The sequence below is a fragment of the Solimonas aquatica genome, assembly GCF_900111015.1.
Classification (GTDB): Bacteria; Pseudomonadota; Gammaproteobacteria; order Nevskiales; family Nevskiaceae; genus Solimonas; species Solimonas aquatica.
Genome location: NZ_FOFS01000001.1, coordinates 286,342 through 307,976, shown reverse-complemented (window position 1 = coordinate 307,976; position 21,635 = coordinate 286,342). Strand labels below are relative to the sequence as shown.

18 protein-coding genes are annotated in these 21,635 nt (G+C 63.5%); 9 read left to right on the top strand and 9 right to left on the bottom strand.

Annotated features, from left to right (window positions below; genetic code table 11):
- Positions 1–132: 132 nt before the first annotated feature.
- From BMY12_RS01310 to BMY12_RS01280, 7 genes are all read left to right on the top strand, one after another.
- Positions 133–2,571: an efflux RND transporter permease subunit gene (locus BMY12_RS01310; protein ID WP_093280955.1), complete on the top strand. Its 2,439-nt coding sequence runs from the start codon at positions 133–135 to the stop codon at positions 2,569–2,571.
- 231 nt (positions 2,572–2,802) lie between these two features.
- The gene (locus BMY12_RS01305; protein ID WP_245732298.1) at positions 2,803–4,113 is read left to right on the top strand and encodes a DUF1329 domain-containing protein; all 1,311 of its coding nucleotides are present in this window, start codon (positions 2,803–2,805) and stop codon (positions 4,111–4,113) included.
- Between the two features lie 104 nt (positions 4,114–4,217).
- On the top strand, positions 4,218–5,198 hold the full coding sequence (locus BMY12_RS01300; protein WP_177188786.1) for a WD40/YVTN/BNR-like repeat-containing protein: 981 nt from the start codon (positions 4,218–4,220) through the stop codon (positions 5,196–5,198).
- Positions 5,199–5,291: 93 nt separating this feature from the next.
- Positions 5,292–7,382 carry a DUF1302 family protein gene (locus BMY12_RS01295; RefSeq protein ID WP_143068794.1) on the top strand — a complete coding sequence of 697 codons (2,091 nt, stop codon included), beginning with the start codon at positions 5,292–5,294 and terminating at the stop codon, positions 7,380–7,382.
- Positions 7,383–7,480: 98 nt separating this feature from the next.
- Complete coding sequence (locus BMY12_RS01290; protein WP_093280945.1) at positions 7,481–8,647, top strand: OmpA family protein; 1,167 nt, start codon at positions 7,481–7,483, stop codon at positions 8,645–8,647.
- An 82-nt stretch (positions 8,648–8,729) separates the two neighbouring features.
- Positions 8,730–9,584 (top strand): hypothetical protein, encoded by an 855-nt coding sequence (locus BMY12_RS01285; RefSeq protein ID WP_143068793.1) that lies wholly within the window; start codon positions 8,730–8,732, stop codon positions 9,582–9,584.
- A gap of 64 nt (positions 9,585–9,648) precedes the next feature.
- Positions 9,649–10,791 (top strand): epoxide hydrolase family protein, encoded by a 1,143-nt coding sequence (locus tag BMY12_RS01280; RefSeq protein WP_093280940.1) that lies wholly within the window; start codon positions 9,649–9,651, stop codon positions 10,789–10,791.
- 68 nt (positions 10,792–10,859) lie between these two features.
- Here the strand turns inward: BMY12_RS01280 and BMY12_RS01275 are convergent, their stop codons facing one another.
- The 6 genes from BMY12_RS01275 to BMY12_RS01250 all read right to left on the bottom strand — a co-directional run bounded on the left by BMY12_RS01275 (position 10,860) and on the right by BMY12_RS01250 (position 15,270).
- A complete protein-coding gene (locus tag BMY12_RS01275) occupies positions 10,860–11,051 on the bottom strand; it encodes a hypothetical protein (protein WP_093280938.1) in 192 nt (63 codons plus the stop codon).
- A 172-nt stretch (positions 11,052–11,223) separates the two neighbouring features.
- The gene (locus tag BMY12_RS01270; RefSeq protein WP_093280935.1) at positions 11,224–11,886 is read right to left on the bottom strand and encodes a response regulator; all 663 of its coding nucleotides are present in this window, start codon (positions 11,884–11,886) and stop codon (positions 11,224–11,226) included.
- Positions 11,861–12,865 (bottom strand): ATP-binding protein, encoded by a 1,005-nt coding sequence (locus tag BMY12_RS01265; RefSeq protein WP_093280933.1) that lies wholly within the window; start codon positions 12,863–12,865, stop codon positions 11,861–11,863. The genes BMY12_RS01270 and BMY12_RS01265 overlap by 26 nt, the downstream gene beginning before the upstream one ends.
- 121 nt (positions 12,866–12,986) lie before the next feature.
- Entirely contained in the window at positions 12,987–14,315 is a 1,329-nt protein-coding gene (locus BMY12_RS01260) for a PQQ-dependent sugar dehydrogenase (protein WP_093280930.1), read from the bottom strand.
- Between the two features lie 87 nt (positions 14,316–14,402).
- Positions 14,403–15,011, bottom strand: a complete 609-nt coding sequence (locus BMY12_RS01255) for a BON domain-containing protein (RefSeq protein WP_093280928.1) — start codon at positions 15,009–15,011, stop codon at positions 14,403–14,405.
- Positions 15,012–15,114: 103 nt separating this feature from the next.
- Positions 15,115–15,270: a DUF3309 family protein gene (locus tag BMY12_RS01250; RefSeq protein WP_093280925.1), complete on the bottom strand. Its 156-nt coding sequence runs from the start codon at positions 15,268–15,270 to the stop codon at positions 15,115–15,117.
- A 643-nt stretch (positions 15,271–15,913) separates the two neighbouring features.
- On the opposite strand from BMY12_RS01250, the gene BMY12_RS01245 reads away from it, so the two are divergent.
- A complete protein-coding gene (locus tag BMY12_RS01245) occupies positions 15,914–17,542 on the top strand; it encodes an ABC-F family ATP-binding cassette domain-containing protein (RefSeq protein ID WP_093280923.1) in 1,629 nt (542 codons plus the stop codon).
- Between the two features lie 131 nt (positions 17,543–17,673).
- Here the strand turns inward: BMY12_RS01245 and BMY12_RS20135 are convergent, their stop codons facing one another.
- Both BMY12_RS20135 and BMY12_RS01240 read right to left on the bottom strand, forming a co-directional pair.
- Complete coding sequence (locus tag BMY12_RS20135; RefSeq protein WP_177188785.1) at positions 17,674–17,841, bottom strand: hypothetical protein; 168 nt, start codon at positions 17,839–17,841, stop codon at positions 17,674–17,676.
- Positions 17,842–18,244: 403 nt separating this feature from the next.
- Positions 18,245–19,411 carry a DUF3047 domain-containing protein gene (locus BMY12_RS01240; RefSeq protein ID WP_093280920.1) on the bottom strand — a complete coding sequence of 389 codons (1,167 nt, stop codon included), beginning with the start codon at positions 19,409–19,411 and terminating at the stop codon, positions 18,245–18,247.
- 138 nt (positions 19,412–19,549) lie between these two features.
- On the opposite strand from BMY12_RS01240, the gene BMY12_RS01235 reads away from it, so the two are divergent.
- A complete protein-coding gene (locus tag BMY12_RS01235; protein ID WP_093280918.1) occupies positions 19,550–20,308 on the top strand; it encodes a helix-turn-helix transcriptional regulator in 759 nt (252 codons plus the stop codon).
- A 45-nt stretch (positions 20,309–20,353) separates the two neighbouring features.
- Here BMY12_RS01235 and BMY12_RS01230 read toward each other — a convergent pair whose 3' ends face one another.
- Positions 20,354–21,526, bottom strand: coding sequence for a serine hydrolase domain-containing protein (locus BMY12_RS01230; RefSeq protein WP_093280915.1), 1,173 nt, complete (start codon positions 21,524–21,526; stop codon positions 20,354–20,356).
- Positions 21,527–21,635 lie beyond the last annotated feature (109 nt).

The following is a 21,635-nucleotide window of genomic DNA, read 5'->3' as shown; positions in this document are numbered from 1 at the left end:
GGCTAGAAGGCCGCCAGGTGAATGGAGAGCAACTCCACGCCGGCGAGCCAGTACAGGAATAAAAGAGCCGCATCGTAGAGAGCGCACAAAACATGTCCGACAGACGCTGTCAGACGAGGGGAGCTTGTTGATATGAAAGCTGCGATTAATCGTTTTTCCGCCTGGGTCGTCAATCACGCCATGATCATGTGGGTCATCATGGCTGCGTTTACCCTGTTCTTCGCGATAGGACTGCGCACTGTCGATATCAGAACCGTCTTTTCTGATCTGCTGCCCAAGGACGATCCGTATGTGAAGGTGTTTTCGGATCATCCCAACTTCGGCAATCCGCTGACCATGACGGTGATGGTCAAGCGAAAGGACGGCAAGATCTATAACTCCGAAACCCTCAAGAAGATCTGGAACCTGACTCGTGACATCGACCTCGCGCCGGGCGTCGATCACGACACCATCATTTCCATCACCACGGAAAAAGCCCGCTACGCGGAAGCAACGCCGCTGGGTGTGAACATGCAGCCGGTGATGGGCGATCGGGTTCCCACCACGCCTGAGGAACTGGAAGACCTGCGTCGTCGCATCGAACAGTCGCCGAACGCAAAGACCTTCCTGGTCTCCCGCGACGAAAGCGCGGCCGTCATCCAGGCCACCTTCCTCGAATCCAAGGTGGACTGGGGCAAGGCTTTTGCCTTCGTGCAGAACCTCGTCGAAAAGGCGCGTGACAAGGATCACGAGGTCTATCTCGCAGGCCAGCCGGCGCTGATCGGCTGGGTGTACAAGCTGCGCGCCCAGATCGGCTGGATCTTCATCGCCACGTTCTGCGCGCTGACGGTGGTGCTGGCGCTCTACATGAGGAACTTCGGCGGCACGGTCACGCCGGTGATCTGCAGCGTGGTCGCGGGTATCTGGGGCTTTGGTCTGGCCGGCTGGATCCGCTCGCCGATCGAACCTCTGCTGCTCGTGGTGCCGGTGCTGCTGGTCGCAAGAACCTTCTCACACTGCGTTCAGTATTCAGAACGCTATTACGAAATTCTTGCCCACGTCCGAAACAAGAAGAAGGCCGTTGAAATCTGCATGAGCGTGATGATGGTGCCGAGCGTGTTCGGAATCATCACCGACTTTCTCGGCATCACGCTGATCGCCATGGCGCCGATTCCGGCGATGGAACGCTTCGCGCTGTTTGCAGGCTGGTGGGCGATTGCGATCATTCCCAACGGTGTGATCCTGATCTCGCTGCTGCTGCTGGCACTGCCGACGCCGAAGAACATCGACAAGCTGGTCGGCCAGGACACGGGTCTGCACGGCGCGATCCGCAACTGGCTGCTGGCGCTGGCCAAGATCACCTACGGCAAGCCGGCCTTTCTCACCGCGGGCTTCTTCGCTGTGCTGGCCGTCGCCGCCACTTATCTGGCGATCCAGATCAAGATCGGCAACCCGGTCGAGGGCAGCAACGTGCTGTTCCCCGACTCCGAGTACAACATGGCGGTCAAGGCGATCAACCGCAACTTCCCGGGCGTCAACACCCTGGAGATCGTGATCGAAGCCAAGCCCGGTGCCGGCCAGAAGTGGCGCGTCGCCAGGTCCGAGGAAGCCTCGTTCGTTCGCACCAAGCTGCAGGCGCTGATCGAGAGTTCCGAGCATCCGCCGCGCGCGACGCTGTCCTTCACCGACTACATGATGGAAGGCAACCGCCTGTTCTCGGGCGGCAGCCCGAAGTGGCTGCCTCTGGACCCCGATCCGCAGGCGGTCAACGCGGCGGGCACCTCGGTGACCATGGGCAGCAACCCGAAGAACTTCGCGAACGTCTCGGATTACGCCTTCCAGAACTCCACGGTGTCGCTGTGGTATGCCGACAACAAGCAGGAAACCGTGGATAACGCACTGGCGACGGCGAAGAAGGCGGTTGACGCAGTTGGCGTCGATCACAAGGACTTCACGGTGCGCCTGGGCACGGGACTGATTGCGCTGCAGCAGTCGATGAACAACGTCACCGAGCGTTTCCACTACCGGATCCTGGGCGCGCTGAGTCTGGTGATCGTGATCCTGGCTTCGCTGGTGTACCGCTCGGTCATCGGCGGACTGCTGCTGATCATTCCGGTGCTGCTGTCGAACTTCCTGCTGTTCGCGGCGATGAACATCGTGGGTGTCGGGCTGGACATCAATTCGCTGATGGTGGCCGCGGTGGCAGTCGGCGTCGGCATCGACTACGACATCTATCTGCTGTCGCGAATCTGCGAGGAATATCACGCGCATGACGGCGACTGGAAGCGGACCATTGCCGCGAGCCTGTCGACGACCGGAAAGGCGATTCTGTTCACCGCCACAGTGGTGCTGGTCGGTCTGACGCCCTGGTACTTCATGTCGGATCTGAAGTTCATGTCGGACATGAGCATCCTGCTGCTGATCCTGGTGACCATCAACATGATCATGGCACTGGTGGTGCTGCCGCTTCTGGTGTGGTTCATCAAGCCGAAGTTCGCGACGCGCACCGACCTGATCGTCGGCGAGAGCTATGACCTGTCCGACTTCACGGCCAAGGGCAGCGAGATCGATTCGATGATGGCCAAGGTCTGATAGACGCAAGGAAGACCAGGCTGTGGATGTCTTGTGGTGTTGTGCTTGAACGTTGCTGAAGGTGCTGCGTCCGACACAGGCGATGTGCTGAGGCGCCTGCAATAAGTAAGAGGCGATGTTGCGTTTATCCACGTAGGAGGGGCAGAAATGTTTAGGATTGGAAAGTACGACTTTAACTACAGTCGGCGCGTGTTCATGGAGAAGGCGGCAAAAGGTACCGCGGGAGCCGGGGTGCTTTGCTCTTCATGGCCTCTGATTGCTCAAGGCGCCAGCATCAAGAAGGCGTATCCCGACGAGCTGATCTCGATCGAGATGCAGACCAAGGGCAAGGTCAAGGTCGGCGATATCATCAGCAAGGACAATGTCCAGTACGTCAAGCATCTTTGCGATCCTTTCCTGTATCGGCAGATCACCGAGCAGGGGCGCAAGATCAAGATCCGCGCCACGACGCTGGACGTCACGGAAAAGATGTACTCGCGTCCGTTCTGGGAAGCCACAATGCGCGGCCAGGCCGCCGGCGGCGCCAAGTTCGATGCCGACGGCAACCTGATCACGGTCGGCGGCAAGAAGTGGACGGGTGGTTCGCCGTTCCCGGACCCGAAGACCGCGCTGGAAGCGACGATCAATCTGACGCTCGCCTGGGGTCGCGCCGACATGACCCAGTACGCCGTGCGCGAGACCGAAATCAACGCGGCCGGTGATATCGACTATCGCTACGACTTCAGCTGGATGGAGTTGATGGTGCAGTCGCGTACCGACGGCCAGGTGCTGCGCAATCAGAACGATCTGCTGCGTCAGCAGGTGGTCTGGTTCACCTCGACGGAAGACGTGGCGGGCACCTCGTTCCTCAGCACCTGGTACTACGACCAGCGCAAGATGCCGGATCTGTACGGCTACCTGCCGCAGTTCCGCCGCGTCAGACAGTTCCCGGCCAACCAGCGTTTCGAGCCGCTGGTTCCCGGTGCGACCTGGTTCCTCACCGATGCCTGGGCAGCCGGCGATCCGATGCTGACCTGGGGTGATTACAAGGTGGTGGAAATCCGCCCGGCGCTGATGGCGGCCGGCGGCAACTGGAAGGGCAAGCGTCCGAACTGGGAAAAGGGTCGCCACGGCGGACCCAAGGGCAACACCTTCTTCGACACCGAATTCGAGCTTGCGCCTGAGGTGATGGTCGTTGAGGCCAAGCCGACCGGCTTCCCCCGTGCTCCGGCCGGCTTCAAGCGTATGTGGATCGATCTGCGCAACAGCATGTACTGCGCCGACATCCGCTACGACCGCAACGGCAAGGAGTGGGTGAACTTCGAAACCGGTTCCGGCCAGCTCACAGACGGTGATCTGACGCTGTACTACGAAGGCACCAAGGATCCGATCTGGTCCTGGAACTACGTGCTCAGCGCCGATATCCAGACCGGTCGTATGACGCAGATCGAGCACGCCGAGAAGGTGGCAGGCGGCATCAAGAACCGCTGGAACGTGCCTGCGGAGGAAGTCTACGACAAGTACTTCACGCAGAAAGCGGTTGCAAGCTTCGGAAAAATCTAAGGCCTCCATTCCCCTCCCACGCGCCGTCATCCAATGCGTCGGAGGGGACTTTTTTGTACATGCGAGAGCCAGCAAGAGGGAGAAATGTGATGAGGCAGACCTGTTTGTCCAAGCGCCTGATCAAGGCCGCGATGCTGCTGATGACGCTGGCAGCGGCAGGCCAGAGTCACGCGGCATCGGTAGCCAAGATTGTCGGCGGGATTCCCCACGATGCCTTGTTCTCGGTCAGTTTCGACGGCAGCAAGGGTGTCGCCGTGGGCGCGGGCGGAAAGCTGATGGTCAGCAACGACGCCGGCAAGACCTGGGCGGCGGAAGCCGGCCCGACCGGACTTGCGATTACCGCCGTGGCGATCAAGGGCTCGCGCCGCGTCATGGCCGGTCAGGTGGGCGAGATCTATTACGACGACGGCAGCGGCAAGTGGCAGAAGGCCGACAACGAGCTCAAGGAAAGAGCGATGGGCGTTGCGATCAATTCCAACGGCGTTGCGATCGTGGTCGGTGCCTTCGGCATGCTGGAACGTTCCACGGACGGTGGCAAGACCTGGAAGGCGGCAAACCTGAACTGGGATCCGCTGTTCGCCAGTTCCGAGCTGCTGGGTGACGGTTTTCAGCCGCAGCTTTATGCGGTGAATGTGGATGACACGGGCCTGGCCATCGCGGTGGGCGAACTCGGCACCGTGATCCGTTCCTCCGACGCCGGCAGAACCTGGTTCCCGGTGCTCGGCGGCAATGTGCACGGCGAGACGCGTCCGCCGACGCTGTTCGCTGTCTCGCAGCGCGAAGACGGCTCGGTGTTCGCAGTGGGGCAGTCGGGAACCATCTACAAGAGCGCCGACAAGGGACTCACCTGGTGCTCGATCCCCTCCGGCACGGACGCGAACCTGTTCGGCGTCGCGAGCCTGCCCGGCGGCAAGACCGTGGTGTCGGGCATGCGCGAGATGCTGTTCAGCAGCAACGACGCCGAGTGGGAGAGGCTCAAGGGCGAGGACATCGCGGTTGCGTGGTACAGCGGCGTGGCCAGCACCAGTTCCGGAAACATCATAGCGGTTGGCCAGAGCGGAAACATTCTCCGGGTGGAGCCTTAAGGGATCGCTCGGACACAGGGCGCGGCACCGGCAAGCATTGTTGGGATGCCCGGCATATCAGTCTTAAAAATTGCTAGCAGAGAGGAGCGGCAAATGAACGAAAAGTCGTTGCGCGGTGTGGGGGGGCTTGCAGATGTCCGCGAGACCGGCCGGGGAAGGACGGTGTCGGCCGAGCGGGGCAGATACGCGGCGCTGGCACTGGTCTCGTCGATGGCGGCCGTGGCGCCGCAGATCGCGCATGCTGGATTCGATCTCTTCGGTCTGGAGATTCAGGGCTTCATCAGAGCCGAGACCGCGTTCAATCTGACGGACAATGGCAACCCGAACAATCAGAACGGAAACGTCTTCAACAAGCAGACGATTTCACGCGACGCCTATCTGCCGCCGGCGCTGACGACGACCATTCTGATCCCGGGCGCCAATCTGCCCGAGCTGATCACCTGGCGCGATGTTCCGTTTCCGGGCTTCCAGAACAATGAGGTGCGGCGCGGCGACGAGGTGCGCAGCTCCCACACCCTGATCAACTACGATGTCTTGCGCCTCGAAGCGGAAACCCGCTACGAGTTCAGCGAGAACCTGACCTTGAACGCGCGCGTCAGAGCCCTGTACGACGCCGACCTTTACAAGGACTTTGACTACGACTCGCTCAACGGCATTCATGGCGGCATGGATCCGGCGGAGCCGAAGGCCTACCACGGCAAGCCCTACAATCTGGGCAATCCCGTCCCCGGCGGCCGCAACCCCAATCCGCTGGAGTGGAGCGGCAGAAATTACTTCGTGGATATTCCGACCTTCACGCTCGGATATTCGAAAGGCCCGCTGAATCTGCGCGTGGGCAACCAGTCCATCGCCTGGGGGCAGGCGCTGTTCTTCAGAACCTTCGATACTCCGGAAGGCCTGGATCTTCGCCGCCATCTGTTCGTGGACCGCGCGCTCGAAGAGTTCGGCGACGAGCGAAATTCCAGCCTGGCGGTGCGTCTGAGCTATCAGCTGCCCGGCGACATCCTGCTGGACTCCTATATCGCGAAGTTCCAGCCCAGCATCCTGCCGGCCACCAATTCGGTCTACAACGTGGTGCCGGCGCAGTTCACCATTCACGATATGTTCTTCGAGGGTGGCTTCGACCAGAAGTACAGCTACGGCGTGCGCCTGAAGGCGGACTACGGCGACTGGGGCTGGCAGGCGATGGCGGCACGTCGCTGGAATCCGGACGGTGTGTTCCGCTGGACCGAGTCCAAGGTCGAGCGGCCGTTCTATGGCCAGGGCATCGGCCAGCTGGTCAACACGCTCTATGCCGTGACCCCGGATCCAACCTGTGCGAATGCGGCGGGCGAGAACAACGCGGCGACGGCGTTCACGCACATCGGCCTGTCCAACGAGCCGGGCGGCGTGTACAGCGCGGCGGAGTATTTCTACTACGCAGCGGATGCACGTCTGGATGGTGTCGAGGCGCTGAATCATCTGCTGACCGATGTCAGCTCCTGCGCCAACTCCCTGGGCGCCTCGCCGGTGGACAAGGGCGACTACGTCGCTGCCTATCATGAGGTGGATACCTTCATGATCGCCGCCGGCGACAGCCTGCGCGGACACATCGCACGCGAGTACTTCCAGGAGAACGTGTTCGGCCTGGGCGCTTCCTACGTGACCGCCAGCGAGATTCCGTTCTTCGACGGCATGATCCTGAATCTGGAAACCAGCTACACGCCCAACAGGACCTTCACCGACGTGGGTCTGGCCAGCTCCTTCGATCGTCGCGACGAGTGGGTGACCTCGCTGGTCGCCGACAAGTGGTACCGCTACACGGATGCCTTCCCGGCGGCGCTGATCATCGGTCAGATCATGTATCGAACCACCAGCGATCTGGTCGGCCGTCTGCTCGACGGTTATGGCGGCACGCAGCAGAAGACCCCGGGTGGCGTCAACGGCGTCACCTACGTGGTGCTGGGCGGCCAGCAGCCTTTCCCGAACCGCATCTTCGAGGCGGAGTTCGCGACGCTGATCGACGTGCGCGGCGGTGCCTTCGCACAGCTGGGCCTGCGCTGGAATCCGGGTGACGGCTGGCACGTCGAGGGCTTCTACAACGGCACCTCCGGCAAGATGTGGGGCGACAACCCCAACAAGAACCTGATCGGCTCGGTGGACTTCATCGACGAATTCACGCTGCGCATCGGCAAGGAGTTCTGAGATCAGGCGAGAGAGCCGCTGCGGACGCAGGTCCGCAGCGGCTTCAAAAATAATGTCGGCGCAGGAGGGTGACTGCGTTGCGCCCACGAGATTCAACAATGAAAATTTCTTTTTCCAGAGTGGCCGCGGCGGCGCTGATGACGATGTCGAGCGCAGCCAGCATCGCGGACGATGGCTCCGAATCGGGCAAGGCCGCCGGCGCGATCGGGGGAAGGTTTTACCTGTCGCCGATGGCGTCCTACACGATCGCGGACAGCAAGCGCGGCACGGATGACGGCATCGGCGGCGCGCTGTCCCTGGGCAAGCAGCTGTCCAACGGCTTTGCACTGGAGCTTTCCGGTGTCTACACGGCCTATGGCGCCAAGCAGGGCGGCAGCAGCGCGAAGCTGACGGCAGGCCAGGCCAATGTGCTGTTCTTTCCGGGGCAGATGAATTTCTACGGACTGCTCGGCATGGGCTTCGGTGAGGTGCGCTCGCAGCCGGGCGCAACCGAAAAATATTCCAACAGCCTGTGGAACGCGGGAATGGGCTATCTGATCGGGCCTTTCAACCTGGGCGCGCAGGGCATCTCGCTGCGCGTGGAGGCTTTGTTCCGGGCTGACTCGCACGCTGAGAAGCAGGTTGGCGAAACCACGAACAACTCGTTCAGGGAAGCTTCGTTCAATGTCGGCCTGCTCATCCCGATCGGCGCGGCAGCCAAGGAAGTGGCTGCGCCGGAGGAAACGGTGGCCGTGGTGCCGGTTGCCGGGACCGCGGACAGCGACGGTGACGGCGTGGCGGACGAAGCGGATCAATGTCCGGGCTCTGAGGCCGGCAGCGCCGTGGCGGCCAACGGTTGCGCGGCGGCGGCTCAGGACAGCGGCACCGCTGAAGCACCGGGCGCCGCGGCGGACGGCAGCAGCGAATGCAAGCTGCCCGAGCCGGGGCAGGCGGTGACCGAGCAGGGTTGTGCAGCGCCCAACACCTTGAGCCTGTCCGGCGTCAGCTTCGATCAGGACAAGGCCGAGCTGACCGAGAAGGCAAAGAAGATTCTCGATGAGCTGGCGGAAGGTCTGCAGGCCTCGCCGAAGATCCGCATCGAAGTCGATGGCTATGCGCAGTCGAGCGCCGACGAGGCGCAGGACAAGCAGCTGTCCGAGCAAAGGGCCAAGGCGGTGTCGGACTATCTGGTCGGCCGCGGCGTGGACGCGGGGCGGATATCGGCCATCGGTCTGGGCGCAGTGGCGGACATGGGCAGCCGGGTCGAGATCAAGGTGCTGCCATGACGGTGAAGCCAAGGCAGTCCGCGCCGGCGGCTGCACCAGAGGTTCACCGGAACGCGGCAAGAAACAGCAGGAGGAACGAGGCATGAGGCTGGCAGGCATTATTGCGATGACGGTGATCGGTGGCGCCATGTCCTCCACGGCGTTTTCTGCAGTGGCTGCTGATGGCGTGGCGGAAGGCGCGAGCTGCCTGGTGGGAACCGCACTCGCCAGAGCGGAGGCTTTCAGCTCGCCGCTGGGTGGCACCGGCGAAGAGGGCGAGGCGCAAGCCCTGGCGCAGGCCGCGCCAGCGCAGACCCAGACACAGTCTGAAGCACCGCACGTCGCGATGGCTTCCTCAAGCGGCGGCGAATGCCTGCGCGGCGTGCGCATGGACGCGGCACTGAGCGCGGGCACCGCACTGGCCGGCGATCTGAACGAAACGCCGCTTGCCGGTGAAGAAAGCCCGGCGGCGGCGCCAGCCTCGGTGGCGGTGCGGGAGCAGCCCGCTGCGCCGGCCGTGGCCAAGGAGAAGAAGACGGTTGCGGTGGCGGCAAGCCCGGCCGCTGCAGCGCCCGTCGCGCGCAAGAAGAGCAAGCCGGTTGCTGTCGCCAAGGCCGGCAAGATCAGCGAGGCCTTCAAGCCCTGGTGGCCGAAGGCTGCGGAAGGCAAGCTCAATCTCGCCTATGCCGGACCTGCGGCCTTCGACAGCGCCATCGTGCTGCTGTTCGACAAATCCTTTGAGACGGCGGACTTGTCCAATGCGCAGATCAAGGTGATCGACGGCTCCGGAAATCAGGTGAAGAGCCAGTGGGTGGTATCGAGCGGCAACAAGAAGATGCTCACCGCCAAGGTTCCGGAAGGACGTTATCTGGTGAAGGTAGGCCCGAAGCTGGCTTCGATGGATGGCAGCACGGTGGTCGGAGAGTTTGGCGGTCCGGTGCTGGTCGGTCTCAAATAGGAAACGAGGCGTGGCGGCGGACCGCTGCGGCCGGGTCTGATGACGATGAGAGGAGACAGGGAAAGTGTCCACGAGCGTGACGCCGTTTCACCTTGAAATTCCGCAGTCGGACATCGAGGATCTTCAGCAGCGCCTGCGGCGCACGCGCTGGCCGGATCGCGAGACAGCGGACGCCTGGGAGCAGGGCGTCCCGCTGGCGAAGGCCCGGGAACTCGTCGAGTACTGGCTGCACCGTTATGACTGGCGACGCTGTGAGGCGGCGCTGAACCGCCTGCCGCAGTTCACCACCCAAATCGAAGGGCTGCGCTTCCATTTCATCCACCTGCGTTCGCCACATGCCGAGGCGCGGCCGCTGCTGATCACGCATGGCTGGCCGGGTTCGGTGCTGGAGTTCATGAAGGTGATGGCGCCGCTCACCGAGCCGACGAAGTTTGGCGGCCGCGCGCAGGACGCGTTTCATCTGGTGCTGCCGACGCTGCCGGGATTCGGATTTTCCGACAAGCCCGCGCAGCCAGGCTGGGGCGTCAACAAGATCGCCTCGGCCTGGGCCGCGCTGATGAACCGCCTGGGCTACGAGCGTTATCTGGCGCAGGGCGGCGACTGGGGCGCGGTGGTCACCACCATGCTGGGGGTACAGAAGCCGGCCGGCCTGAAAGGCATACACCTCAACCTGCCGCTGGTGCTGCCCCGCGATCCGGGTGGCGAGCTGAGCGCGGCGGAAAAGGCAATGCTGGAGCAGGTGCATTACTACGCCGAGTGGGACTCCGGTTACTCGCATCAGCAATCGACGCGGCCGCAGACCCTGGGCTATGCACTGGCCGACTCGCCGGTGGGGCAGGCGATGTGGATCTACGAGAAGTTCCACCGCTGGACCGATGCCGGTGGTGATCCCGCCGCAGCCTTCGGCCATGACGCGCTGCTCGACATCATCAGCGCTTACTGGTTCAGCAACAGCGCCGCATCCTCCGCGCGCATCTACTGGGAGAGCTACAAGAACGTGTTCTTCGCGCAGCAGCTGGATCTGCCGGTGGGCTGCAGCATCTTTCCCAAGGAGCTGTACCGGGCGCCCCGCAGCTGGGCGGAGCGCTGCATGAGCAAACTGGTGTACTGGAACGAGCTGGACAAGGGCGGCCACTTCGCCGCGTTCGAACAGCCCGGGCTGTTCGTGCAGGAACTCCGCGCCTGGGCACGCTGCATCGCGGTCTGAGGGCGGCGCGGTGGGCCGGCAAAGGCGGCCCCTCGGTTACTGCACAGCGGATTAAGGACTGCAGGCGCTTACTGCGCCGCGCCGGGTAAAGAATCGCGAACAAACAATTCAATCTCCGCCAGTGCCTTCTCGGTGGCGAGTCGGGCGCTGTCCAATGCATCTGCATCGGCATCCTGCCCATTGATCGCCGTATGGGCCGCTTCGATCTTGCGAAGCTGTGCTTGTATCCGCTCGGTGAAGGCCTTCGTCATCTCGTCCATCGCTTGCTCTTGGCACACGCCGGCACGACAAGATGTCGTGAGGTCGGGGCGTCCATGTCTCGCAGCATCAATCAAGCGGGCCGCAAGAACAATCGGAAAAAACCTTAATTTTTATGGCGCCGTTACGCCGTCCCCCGCCAGGGAGAACGGCCGATGCCGGCCGCCTGTTCACTCAGACCGGAATCACGCCGCAGCTGATCGCCAGACGAACCAGTTCGGTGCGATTGTGCAGAACGAGCTTGCGCATGATGGCGGCATGGTGGGTGCCCACGGTCTTGATGCTGATCGACAGCTGCCTGGCGATGTCCTGTACCGAACGGCCCTCGGCGAGCAGGCAGAAGAGCTGGAATTCGCGTTTGCTCAAGGCACTCAGCGCAGCGGGTTCGCCGTCACCGTCCGGGGCCGGTTCGGAGACCGGCGGTTCCACGGTCTCGACATAGCGCTTGCCGGCCGCCACCGCGCGCACCGCCGCGACCATCTGCTGGATGCAGCGTGACTTGCTCAGATGACCGGCGGCTCCGGCCAGCAGCGTGCGCTGAACCATGGCCTGACTGTCATGCATGGTGAACACCAGGATGCGTGCGGCCGGGTCTTTGGCCCTGAGGCGGCGGATGGTTTCCAGACCGCCGATGCCGGGCATGCTCAAGTCCAGAATCACCACCCGGGGCGCGCGCTTTGCATACAGCGCGCAGGCGCTCTCGCCATCGCCAGCCTCGGCGATCACGCGGATGTCGTCGGTGCTGTCGAGCAGGCGCCGGTAGCCGTCGCGGACCACCGGATGGTCATCGACCAGCATCACCGTGATCGGTTCAGCGGACGAAGCGGTTGCGTTCATCGTACTGCTCCGCGCATGACATCGGCGGTGGCTTGGCCGGCACACGCACCTGCAGCTGCAATCCGCAAGGACTGGCATTCTTCAGGCTGAACTCGCCGTCGACGGCGATCACCCGTTCACGCATGCCGATCAGACCCAGCCCGGCGTGCCGCCCGCCACTGGAGGGCGGTTGCGCGCTGATGCCGATGCCATCGTCCAGCACCGTCAGCAACACGGAATCGCCGGCCTCGCCAGACTTGCCGCGCGTCATGCTCACGCTCACCGCGCGCGCATGCGAGTGGCGCGCGACATTGGTCAGGGCCTCCTGCGTGACGCGATACAGCACCAGGCGCAGCGATTGGCTGAGGTCTTCATATCGTCCGCTCAGCCTGAGCGTGCAGCGGATGGCCGGATAGTGGCTGCGCCACTGCGCCACCAGCTCGCGCAGGCTGTCCTTGAGGTTGGGCTGCGTCAGCGAGTCGGGATGCAGGCGGTGCAGCATGCGCGCGATCACCTGCTGCACCTGGGTGGCGCTGCGTGCGATGGCCTGCGCACCGAGCCGCGCCGAGGCATCGTGACGGGCCAGGGCGCTGGCGCCGATGGCTTCGGCCTCGGCCTGGATCGCGGTCAGCCATTGGCCCATGTCGTCGTGCAGGTTCAGCGCCAGATCGCGGCGCTCCCGCTCCTGGATCTCGAACATCAGCCGCGTAAGCGCAGGGGCACCGAACTCGGCGCGACCGTTGGCGCCGACCGCGATCCAGGCATGGGGCAGCTTGACCAGGCGCTGCACGTAATGGTCGATCAGACGCTGCGCCTCGCCGGGCTGGCGGGTCGGCTGATAGGGCGAGCCGTCGGGACGCACCGCCAGTCCGCCCGGCCCCAATGAGGCCACGGCCTGGCCTTGGCTGATCGCGACCGCCGCGTCCAGGGCATCGAGTTCATTGCGTGAGCGCTTCCTGATCGGTGGCGAAGCGCTGGAGGTCTCGTGTTTCGTTTTCATCCATCCGTCTCCTCAGAGTTTTTCGCAGGCCGTGCGGTCGGCGAAAGATGGCAGGAGACGGGACCCTAAGAGCCGCCGCAGCGCTTGTCGGTGCGTTACTTAACCAACGGTACCCGCGGGCCTAGGGCGCCGGCTGCGGGCTGGTGCTGAGGCGCCAGATCGTGTTGCCGACATCGTCGGCGACCAGCAGGCCGCCCCGGCCGTCGATGGCCAGGCCCACCGGACGTCCCTGCGCCCGGCCCTCGGCATCCAGAAAACCGCTCAGCACATCGAGCGGCGGCGCGACCGGCACGCCGTCAGCGAAGGGCACGAAGATGACCTTGTAACCGCTGCGCGGCTTGCGGTTCCAGGAGCCGTGTTGCGCGACGAACATGCCATCGCCGAATGCCGGCGGCAGCCGCGCACCCTGGGCGGAGCACAGGCCCAGTGAGGCGGTATGCGGGCCCAGCGCATAGTCGGGCACCTGGGCCTGCGCGACCAGCGCCGGATTTTGCGGCTGCACCCGTTCGTCCAGATGCGGTCCGTAATAGCTGTAGGGCCAGCCGTAAAACGCGCCCTCGCGAAGCGCGGTCATGTAGTCCGGCACCAGATCGCCGCCGAGTTCGTCGCGCTCGTTCACGGCCACCCACAGCGCGCCGCTCTGCGGCTCCCAGGCCAGGCCCACCGGATTGCGCAGGCCGGAGGCGAAGAGGCGATGACGGCCGCTGCCGACATCGATTTCCCACACCGCCGCACGTTCCTGTTCGGCGGCGAGACCGTTTTCCGCCACATTGCTGTTGGAGCCGACGCCGACGTAGAGCTTGCTGCCGTCGGCGCTGGCGATCAGGCTCTTGGTCCAGTGATGGTTGATCGCGCCCGCCGGCAGTTCGGTGAGCCGGCTGCCCGGCGTCTGGATCTGCGTCTGTCCGGTCTCATAGTGAAAGCGCAGCACCGCATCGGTGTTGGCGACGAACAGTTCCTTGCCGATCAGCGCCATGCCCAAGGGCGAGTGCAGGCCCTGCAGGAACACGCTGCGCGTCTCGGCGATGCCGTCGCCGTCACGGTCGCGCAGCAGGCTGATGCGATCGGCGCTCGGGCTTGCGCCGCTGCCGGCGTGCTTCATCACCTTCTTCTGGATCCAGCCCCTGAGGCCTTTGCTGTCCTGCGGTTTGGCGGGCGCGTCGGTTTCGGCGACCAGCACATCGCCATTGGGCAGCACATACAGCCAGCGCGGATGATCCAGATTGGTGGCGAAAGCCTTCACCGCCATTCCGGCCGCCGCCTGCGGCTTGGCGCCCTGCAACCAGCCCTTGGCCGGAGCGATGTTCAAGGTGGGCAGCCAGGATTTTTCCGGCGGCGGCAGAATCGGGTGGGGGCCGGTGCCGTCGGCGATCGTGAATTGCGCATCGCCCGCGCCGGCCACGGCGGAGACGGTCAGCAACAATGGCAGGACGCAGTGCTTGAGCGACATGACGCCTCCTTGGCAGTGCCCAACATCTCGCAGACGCAGCGATGCGCCCGCATCTTACGATGCGAGCGCCTTTGGCAGCAGAGCACCTCAGTTGCCGGCGATTCTCAGCAGCGAGGTATCCACGCTTTTCACACCCTTGACCTTGCCGGCCAGGGCCTTGACGTGATCGATCGCGTCCTGGCTCAGCAGATCGCCCTTGAGCATCACCACGCCGTGCGAGGTGCTGACGCTCACTTCGAAGCCCTTGCTGACGCTGTCGGCCATCAGCTCGGACTTCACCTTGGTGGTGATCCAGCTGTCCGAGGCGACCCGCTCGGTCTTGTGCGCCATCTTGTCCATGCCGCTCTGCGTGCCGGCCTGCAGCTGGTCATCCACGCTCTTGACGCCGTTGATGCGGCTGGCGATCTGCTCCGCGGTGGCCTTGGCCTTGGCGCTCGACGCCGTTCCGCTGAGCGTGACCACACCGTTGGTCGTGGTGACGCTGATGTTGGAGTGCTTCAGGCCTTCCACGCCGAGGAGCTTGGCTTTGACATTCGCGGTGATGGCGGTGTCGGTGATGGCGGCGCCGACGCTGTCGCTATGCGGCTCCGGCGGTGCGGTGTCGCCGGCCTGTGCGGCGGCGTTGAGGCCCAGCGCGAGGCTGGCGGCGATGAGGGTCCTGCGCCAGAGGAAATTGCCAGACGGTGAGGTGTGCATGGTTTACTCCGTTGGCCGGATCAACGGCCAGATGATGAAATCAGCCGCAGTGCGGGAACAGCGCCGCTCTGCGGATCTTGCGTCGGGTGCCTGCCGGCTTGAGCTAGATGCGTCCGGTCAGCAGCAGGATCACGACTATGATGATGACGATGCCCAGACCGCTGCTGGGGTAGTAGCCCCAGCTCCTGCTGTGCGGCCACGAGGGCAGGGCGCCGATGAGGAACAGGACCAGGACGATCAACAAAATGGTGCCGAGCATGAGGCGCGCTCCGATGGTGATACCGCCGGCGCGACGCCGCCGGCACCCGGATGGCGGGCCAATGCCCAGAGAGGTCGAAGGCGCACGTCCGGCTCGATGAGGACAAGAACATCCTTCCGCATGCGGTGCGCGTGGTCGGTCTGCTACCGAACAGATGGATGTGGCGAGGACGTGGTGGCTGGCTGTGGCAGCTCAATAGGCTGTATTAGCCATAGCGATAACCCGGCCTTTATCAGCGGTAGAGCAGGCGAGATGACCGGCTCTTTTGTGCCAACATCGATGTTGCCTGAGAACGACTGGGCAGCGACATGAGCGCCAGCGAAGTGGCGTACTCGCCGGGCTTTGCCGATCCATCCACCTTCAATCGTGCTTTCCGTATGCGCGCCGGATACGGCCCGGGGCGCCATCAATCTGGATGACTTTCGTGATCAGGTATGGAAAGCACAACGAATTCATTTTCAATCCAAAAAAGTTGTGTATGCCCGAAAATAGGCTTGGGCAGGCACTCGCGCCGCCCTTTCGGAAGACCAATGAGTGATAGAGCGCCTTACACACCAGCATTCAGGCAGCCCCCCGAGGCCAGGCAGCACGGTCGCGTCGTGCACGACGTGCGCCACCGCGTCCTCCAGTCAGTGCGAAACTCATGATTCGACTGGATAACATCAGCAAGCAGAACGGCCATCAGATCCTGTTCATCGACGCGTCGATGAGTGTCCAGAAGGGAGAGAAGGTCGGCCTCGTCGGGCCTAACGGTGCCGGCAAGACGACGCTGTTTAGGATGATTACCGGCGAGGAGGAGCCCGGCGACGGCAGGGTGACGATCGAGCCCGGCATGACCATCGGCTATTTCAGCCAGGATGTCGGCGAGATGTCGGGTGTGAGCGCGGTGGCGGCGGTGATGGATGGCATCGGGCCTCTGAGTACGCTGGCCACCGAGATGGCCAGGCTCGAGGCGGCGATGGTCGATCCAGCGCAAGCGGCCGACATGGATGCCATCGTCGAACGCTATGGCGACGTGCAGGGCCGCTTCCAGGAGCTGGACGGCTACGCACTAGATGCCCGGGCGCGTGAGGTGCTGGCTGGCCTGAGCTTCAGCCAGGAACGCATGGACGGGGACGTCGGCTTGCTCTCCGGCGGATGGAAGATGCGCGTGGCCCTCGCCCGCATCCTGCTGATGCGCCCCGACGCCATGCTGCTCGACGAGCCGAGCAACCATCTCGACCTCGAGAGCCTGATCTGGCTGGAGGACTTCCTCAAGGCCTACGAGGGCGCGTTGCTGATGACCTCGCACGACCGCGAGTTCATGAACCGCATCATCGGCAAGGTCGTGGAGATCGATGGCGGCGAACTCATCACTTACTCGGGCAACTTCGATTTCTATGAGCAACAGCGCGCGGTGAGCGAGCGGCAGCGCCAAGCCCAGTTCGATCGGCAGCAGGCGAGGCTTGCCAAGGAGATCAAGTTCATCGAGCGTTTCAAGGCGCGCGCCTCACACGCCGCCCAGGTCCAGAGCCGGGTGAAAAAGCTGGACAAGATTGAGCGGGTGGAGCCACCGCGGCGGCGCGAGTCGGTCCAGTTCGAATTCCGCAGCCCGCCGCGCTCGGGCGATGAGGTGGCGAACCTCAAGAACGTCCACAAGAGCTATGGCAGCCAAGCCATCTATGCGGCGTTCGATTTCCAGCTGCGGCGGAAGGAACGCTGGTGCGTCCTGGGCGCCAACGGCGCGGGCAAATCCACGCTGCTCAAGCTGGTGGCAGGCGCTACCGAGCCGGACCAGGGCAGCGTGACGTTGGGCGCCAGCGTCCGCATGGGTTACTTCTCCCAGCACGCCATGGACCTGCTCCACGGCGACGACACGGTCCTCGAATCGCTGAGTGGTTCATTCCCTGCGGCCGGGCAGGGTTCGCTTCGCTCGCTGGCCGGGTGCTTCGGGTTCTCCGGTGACGACGTCGACAAGCCTTGCCGCGTGCTGTCGGGCGGTGAGAAGGCCCGTTTGGTCATGGCCAAGATGCTGTTCGACCCACCGAACTTCCTGGTGCTCGACGAGCCGACGAACCATCTCGACATGGCCACAAAAGAAATGCTGGTCGCATCTCTGGTTAAATTCGAGGGCGCCATGCTGTTTGTCTCGCATGATCGCCACTTCCTGGCCGCGCTCTCGAACCGCGTCCTGGAACTGACCCCAGACGGTGTCCATCAGTACAGCGGGGGCTATACGGAATACGTGGCACGCACGGGCCACGAAGCGCCGGGCCTCCACCCTGGCCAGTGAGGAGTTTCTACGCTCTAACCGGGATGGTTGGAGGCGCTAGGCCCCAACACTGTGCCACGCAGAGGGAGTTCGACGCAGACGTTGCAGACGATCTCTAAAGTGGAAGCCTGATCCGGCGTATGCGCCGGTCGTTAGGCGCTCGCGATCACACCGAAGGACGCCTGATAGGTTTCATGCAGATAGTTCTGTGCAACACCGAGCAAGAGAAGTTGCGCATCGCTGTCGCGGTCCTTTTGAAGTCCCGGCTGAACAACAACAACGTGTGGGGTCATGGGACACTGTTTGCTGATTTCGCGCATGATTTAGAGGTCCTCGGTGGAGCCCACTTCGATCCTGCTCGAGAGGCCTGAGCTAGTCCGGCGAGCATTGCGAGAAAGCAGGTGAGTGAACAATTCCGTCCTTCGCTTGGGCGAGGAAATCCAGCTGACGCACTTCTGAGACTGGCCGCATACGTCGTACAGGTCTTTTCATCTTTGAAGCGAGTTCAGCTAAGCCGTTGCCTGTAAGGCGATGTCGAGGGCAAGAGCTCGGTGCCACGATGAAGACTGGGCAGCAATTTCGTGCCCGAAGGCAATCCACCCTTAGAGGGCGACAACCGAGCCCGTAGCAGTCCTAGAACCAACGCGTCGATTAGAGCCGCAATATCACTTATGATGTTACTTTACATAATATACATTATGAACAATATCACCATGCCCGCCGTCACCCCAATTCAAGCCGTTCCTGGCCGCAGGCCAAGCTGAACGCGCCGAACTCACCGCTGCCTTTGCCGTGCTGGAACAGGCTCACGCCGATCAGCCAGATCCGCACGATCCGTTGCGGCGCCGGGCCGCCGATGGCTTCCGCGTAGTCCGCGTATACGTCGCGCGATTCCTGCAGCCATTGGCCCAGTTGCTCGGTGCCCTTGCGCGCCACCAGATGCGTTTCGCGGTGACTCCATCCGGGCAAGGGACAATGGAAATGTGTGCCCACCGGCAGATCGCGACTCCAGAAATAACTGAGGTCCCGGCCGTTGTCGAACTCCACCGCAACACTCAGATAGTCATGCGTCGGAAGACTGTTTTCCGCCACCAGCGAAGGCAGCGCGTCGATCCGCCAGGCCCATTGCAGCGTGGTGCCCGGACGCAAGGCAAAGTTCGCCGCCTTCTGCAGAATCGCCACCTCATCGTGCATCTGCACGCGGATGGCACGCGCTGGTGCCAGCGGCGCTTTTTCCGGCGCCACTTCGGTGAACATCCGCGACGGCGCCAGCTCCCATAGGTCCTGCCAGCCCGCCGGCAGTCCGGGGCCTGGATCACGGATGCGCTGCTGTTCGGCTTGTGCCCAGCGCGACTCGGGATTGCGTTCGAGTATCCGCGCAAGACCTTGCCGCGCTGACACGCCGGGCGCCCAGCGCAGCAGCGCCAGATTCACACCGCCGCCTTCGTCGGGATTCACCGGCGGCGGATCGCCCAGATAAGCCCCGCTGCGGTCCAGCCAGCGTTCGCGCGGATACAGCTTGGCGTACAGGCGGCCGCTGTGCTGCGCCCGAAAGCTCAGGCTGTCCTGTCCGCTGCGGAAGATCGGGCCCTGCTCACCGATGCGCAGCCAGGTGGCAAGCGCTGCCGGGTAACTCAGGTTGTAGGTGCGGGACAGCCAGGCCTTGCCGTTGAGAAGCAGCGTGAACTCTTCGCCTTCCTGCACCGACCAGCCGGTGTCCACCCACGGGCCTTGTCGCCACGACAGGAACAGACTGAGAAAGCCTTGCACGCTGTCGGGCACCAGCGCGGCGATGTCGGCGCAGAGCGTCTGCTCGAACTGATCAAACGAAAGCAGGCCCGAGAACACTTCACCCGACGCCGCCGCCAGGCTGTCTTTTTCCATCTGCATCTGGATCTCCCCGCTGGCCCGGATGAGCCGGTTCTGTGCCGCAGGACTTTACAGTCCGGCGGCCTTGTCTTGCTTGTACATTCCGGCTGAGCTGTCATCATCAAAGCCTTCAGCCGTGCACGAGTACATGGAGCGCGAATGTTGCCTTCGCATTTGTTCCTGTGGCCGGATAGCGTTCTTTACTTTGGGCCGCTGCAGCATCTGGAGCCGCGTCTGCACGCCGCACCGGCCTTGCTGGTGGGCCTGTACCGCCCCTTTCTGATCCGTCTGCGCAACGGGCCCTGGCAGAGCTGCGAGGCCGCCGTGGTGCCAGCAGGCGTCTCGCATGAGATCGATGCCTGCGGCTCGGTGCTGGGCAAGCTGTTCGTGGAACGCGACGGCTCGCTGCATCCCGCGCTGGTTCAGCAGTTTCCGCCGGTGGCGCAGCATCGCTTCGCCAGGATTCAACAGCCCAGGCTGCGTGAAGCCTTCGTGCACATGTACGAAAGCGGTCTGGACAAGCAGGCGATGAGACACGAAGTCGAGAACTTGCTGCCCGCCACCACGGCTCCGGCGACGGATGGCGCAAACCGGCTGCAGCAGGTGCTGGCCACCATCGGCTCACGCTGCCGCGAAAATCCCTCGCAGGAAGATCTGGCGCAGCTGGTGAACCTCTCGCCTTCGCGTCTGCTGCATCTGTTCAAGGCGGAAACCGGCGTGGCGTATCGGCGCTACCGCACCTGGAAAAGACTGCTGCTGGCCGCCGGCGAGCTGCACGGCAGCGACAATATGACGCGCTCGGCGCTGGACGCCGGCTTCGCCGACGCAGCGCATTTCAGCCACTGCTACAAAGCCTGCTTCGGCGCCAGCCCCTCATGGGTATTCCGCAGCCTGCAGCGCTTTGAACGGGGCGCTTAAATCCCGGGAACTCGCGCGCCATGTCTTCCGCTGGCGCTGCGGGTCTCAGCGGCTCAGCTGCTGATACGCCGTCGCTTCGAAAGCAAAGTTCAGGGGCAAGGACTTCACATCGGCAAACGGCAGAATCTGCGTGAGATACACGCCGCCGATGCCGCTGGCCGGGTCGATCCAGTAATAGCAATTGCTCAGACCCGCCCAGCTCAGGCTGCCAGCCTTGCGGCCCGTGGGCAGCGGCTTGCTGTTGATCATGAAGGCCAGGCTCCACAGCTGCGGATTGCCCTCGGGCATCGGCAGGTCATTGGAGAACTGCGGATCGATACTGTGGATCGACGGCACCTGCAGACCGCCCAGCTGATCACGGCTCATCGCCGCCACGGTCTCGGGCTTGAGCACGCGGCCATGCTCGCCCTGCCCTTGCCTGAGAATCATGCGGATGAATTTCAGATAGTCGCCGGCGGTGCCGTAAAGCGCCTGCCCGCCCATCTCGGTTTCCGGCTGCTGCGGCAACTCCAGCTCCATGGGCACCAGATTGCCGTCCGGCAGACGCGCATGAATGCTGGCCAGGCGTGCCCGCATGTCCGGGCGCATGCTGATGGCGGTGTCGCGCATGCCCAGCGGCGCGAACAGATGCTCGGCGAAGTAATCGCTGAGCTTCATGCCGCTGAGCTTCTGCACCAGCATGCCCACCCAGTCGGTGCTGACGCCGTATTCCCAGCGTTCGCCGGGATCAAACAGCAGCGGCGTCTTGATGCTGGCGTAACTGCTGCTGCTGAAGCCCGGCGTGCCGGTGACCGCCTGCCAGGTCTTGATGTCCTGACTCAAGAATTCGTAGCCGAAGCCGGCCGTGTGCGTGAGCAGATGCTTGAGCGTGATGGCACGCTTGGGCGCGCGCAGGCGCGGCTGGCCCTGTGCATCAAAACCTTCCAGCACCTGCACCGCGCCCAGATCCGGCAACCAGCGCGAAGCCGGGCTTTCCAGGTCCAGCAGGCCGCGCTCCACCAGTTGCAGGGCGGCGGTTGAGGTCAGGGCCTTGGTCATCGAGGCAATCAGCACCACAGTGTCGACACTCATGGCCGCCGACGAACCCAGGCGGCGCAGGCCGAAAGCCCCTTCATAAAGCGTCTGCTCGCGATCCGTGAGCATGGCCACCACGCCGGGCACCTCGCCCTTGTCGGTGGCGGATTTGAGCAGCGCATCCAGCGCATTCTGCAGTGACATCGTGTCTCCCCTTGTATTTGTTCTTTGACGCTAGCGGCTCGACGCGGGTGGCGCAAGCGCGGACCGGCATTTTGCCGCTGCGCGAAGGGACAAATTTTTGCGCTTACAG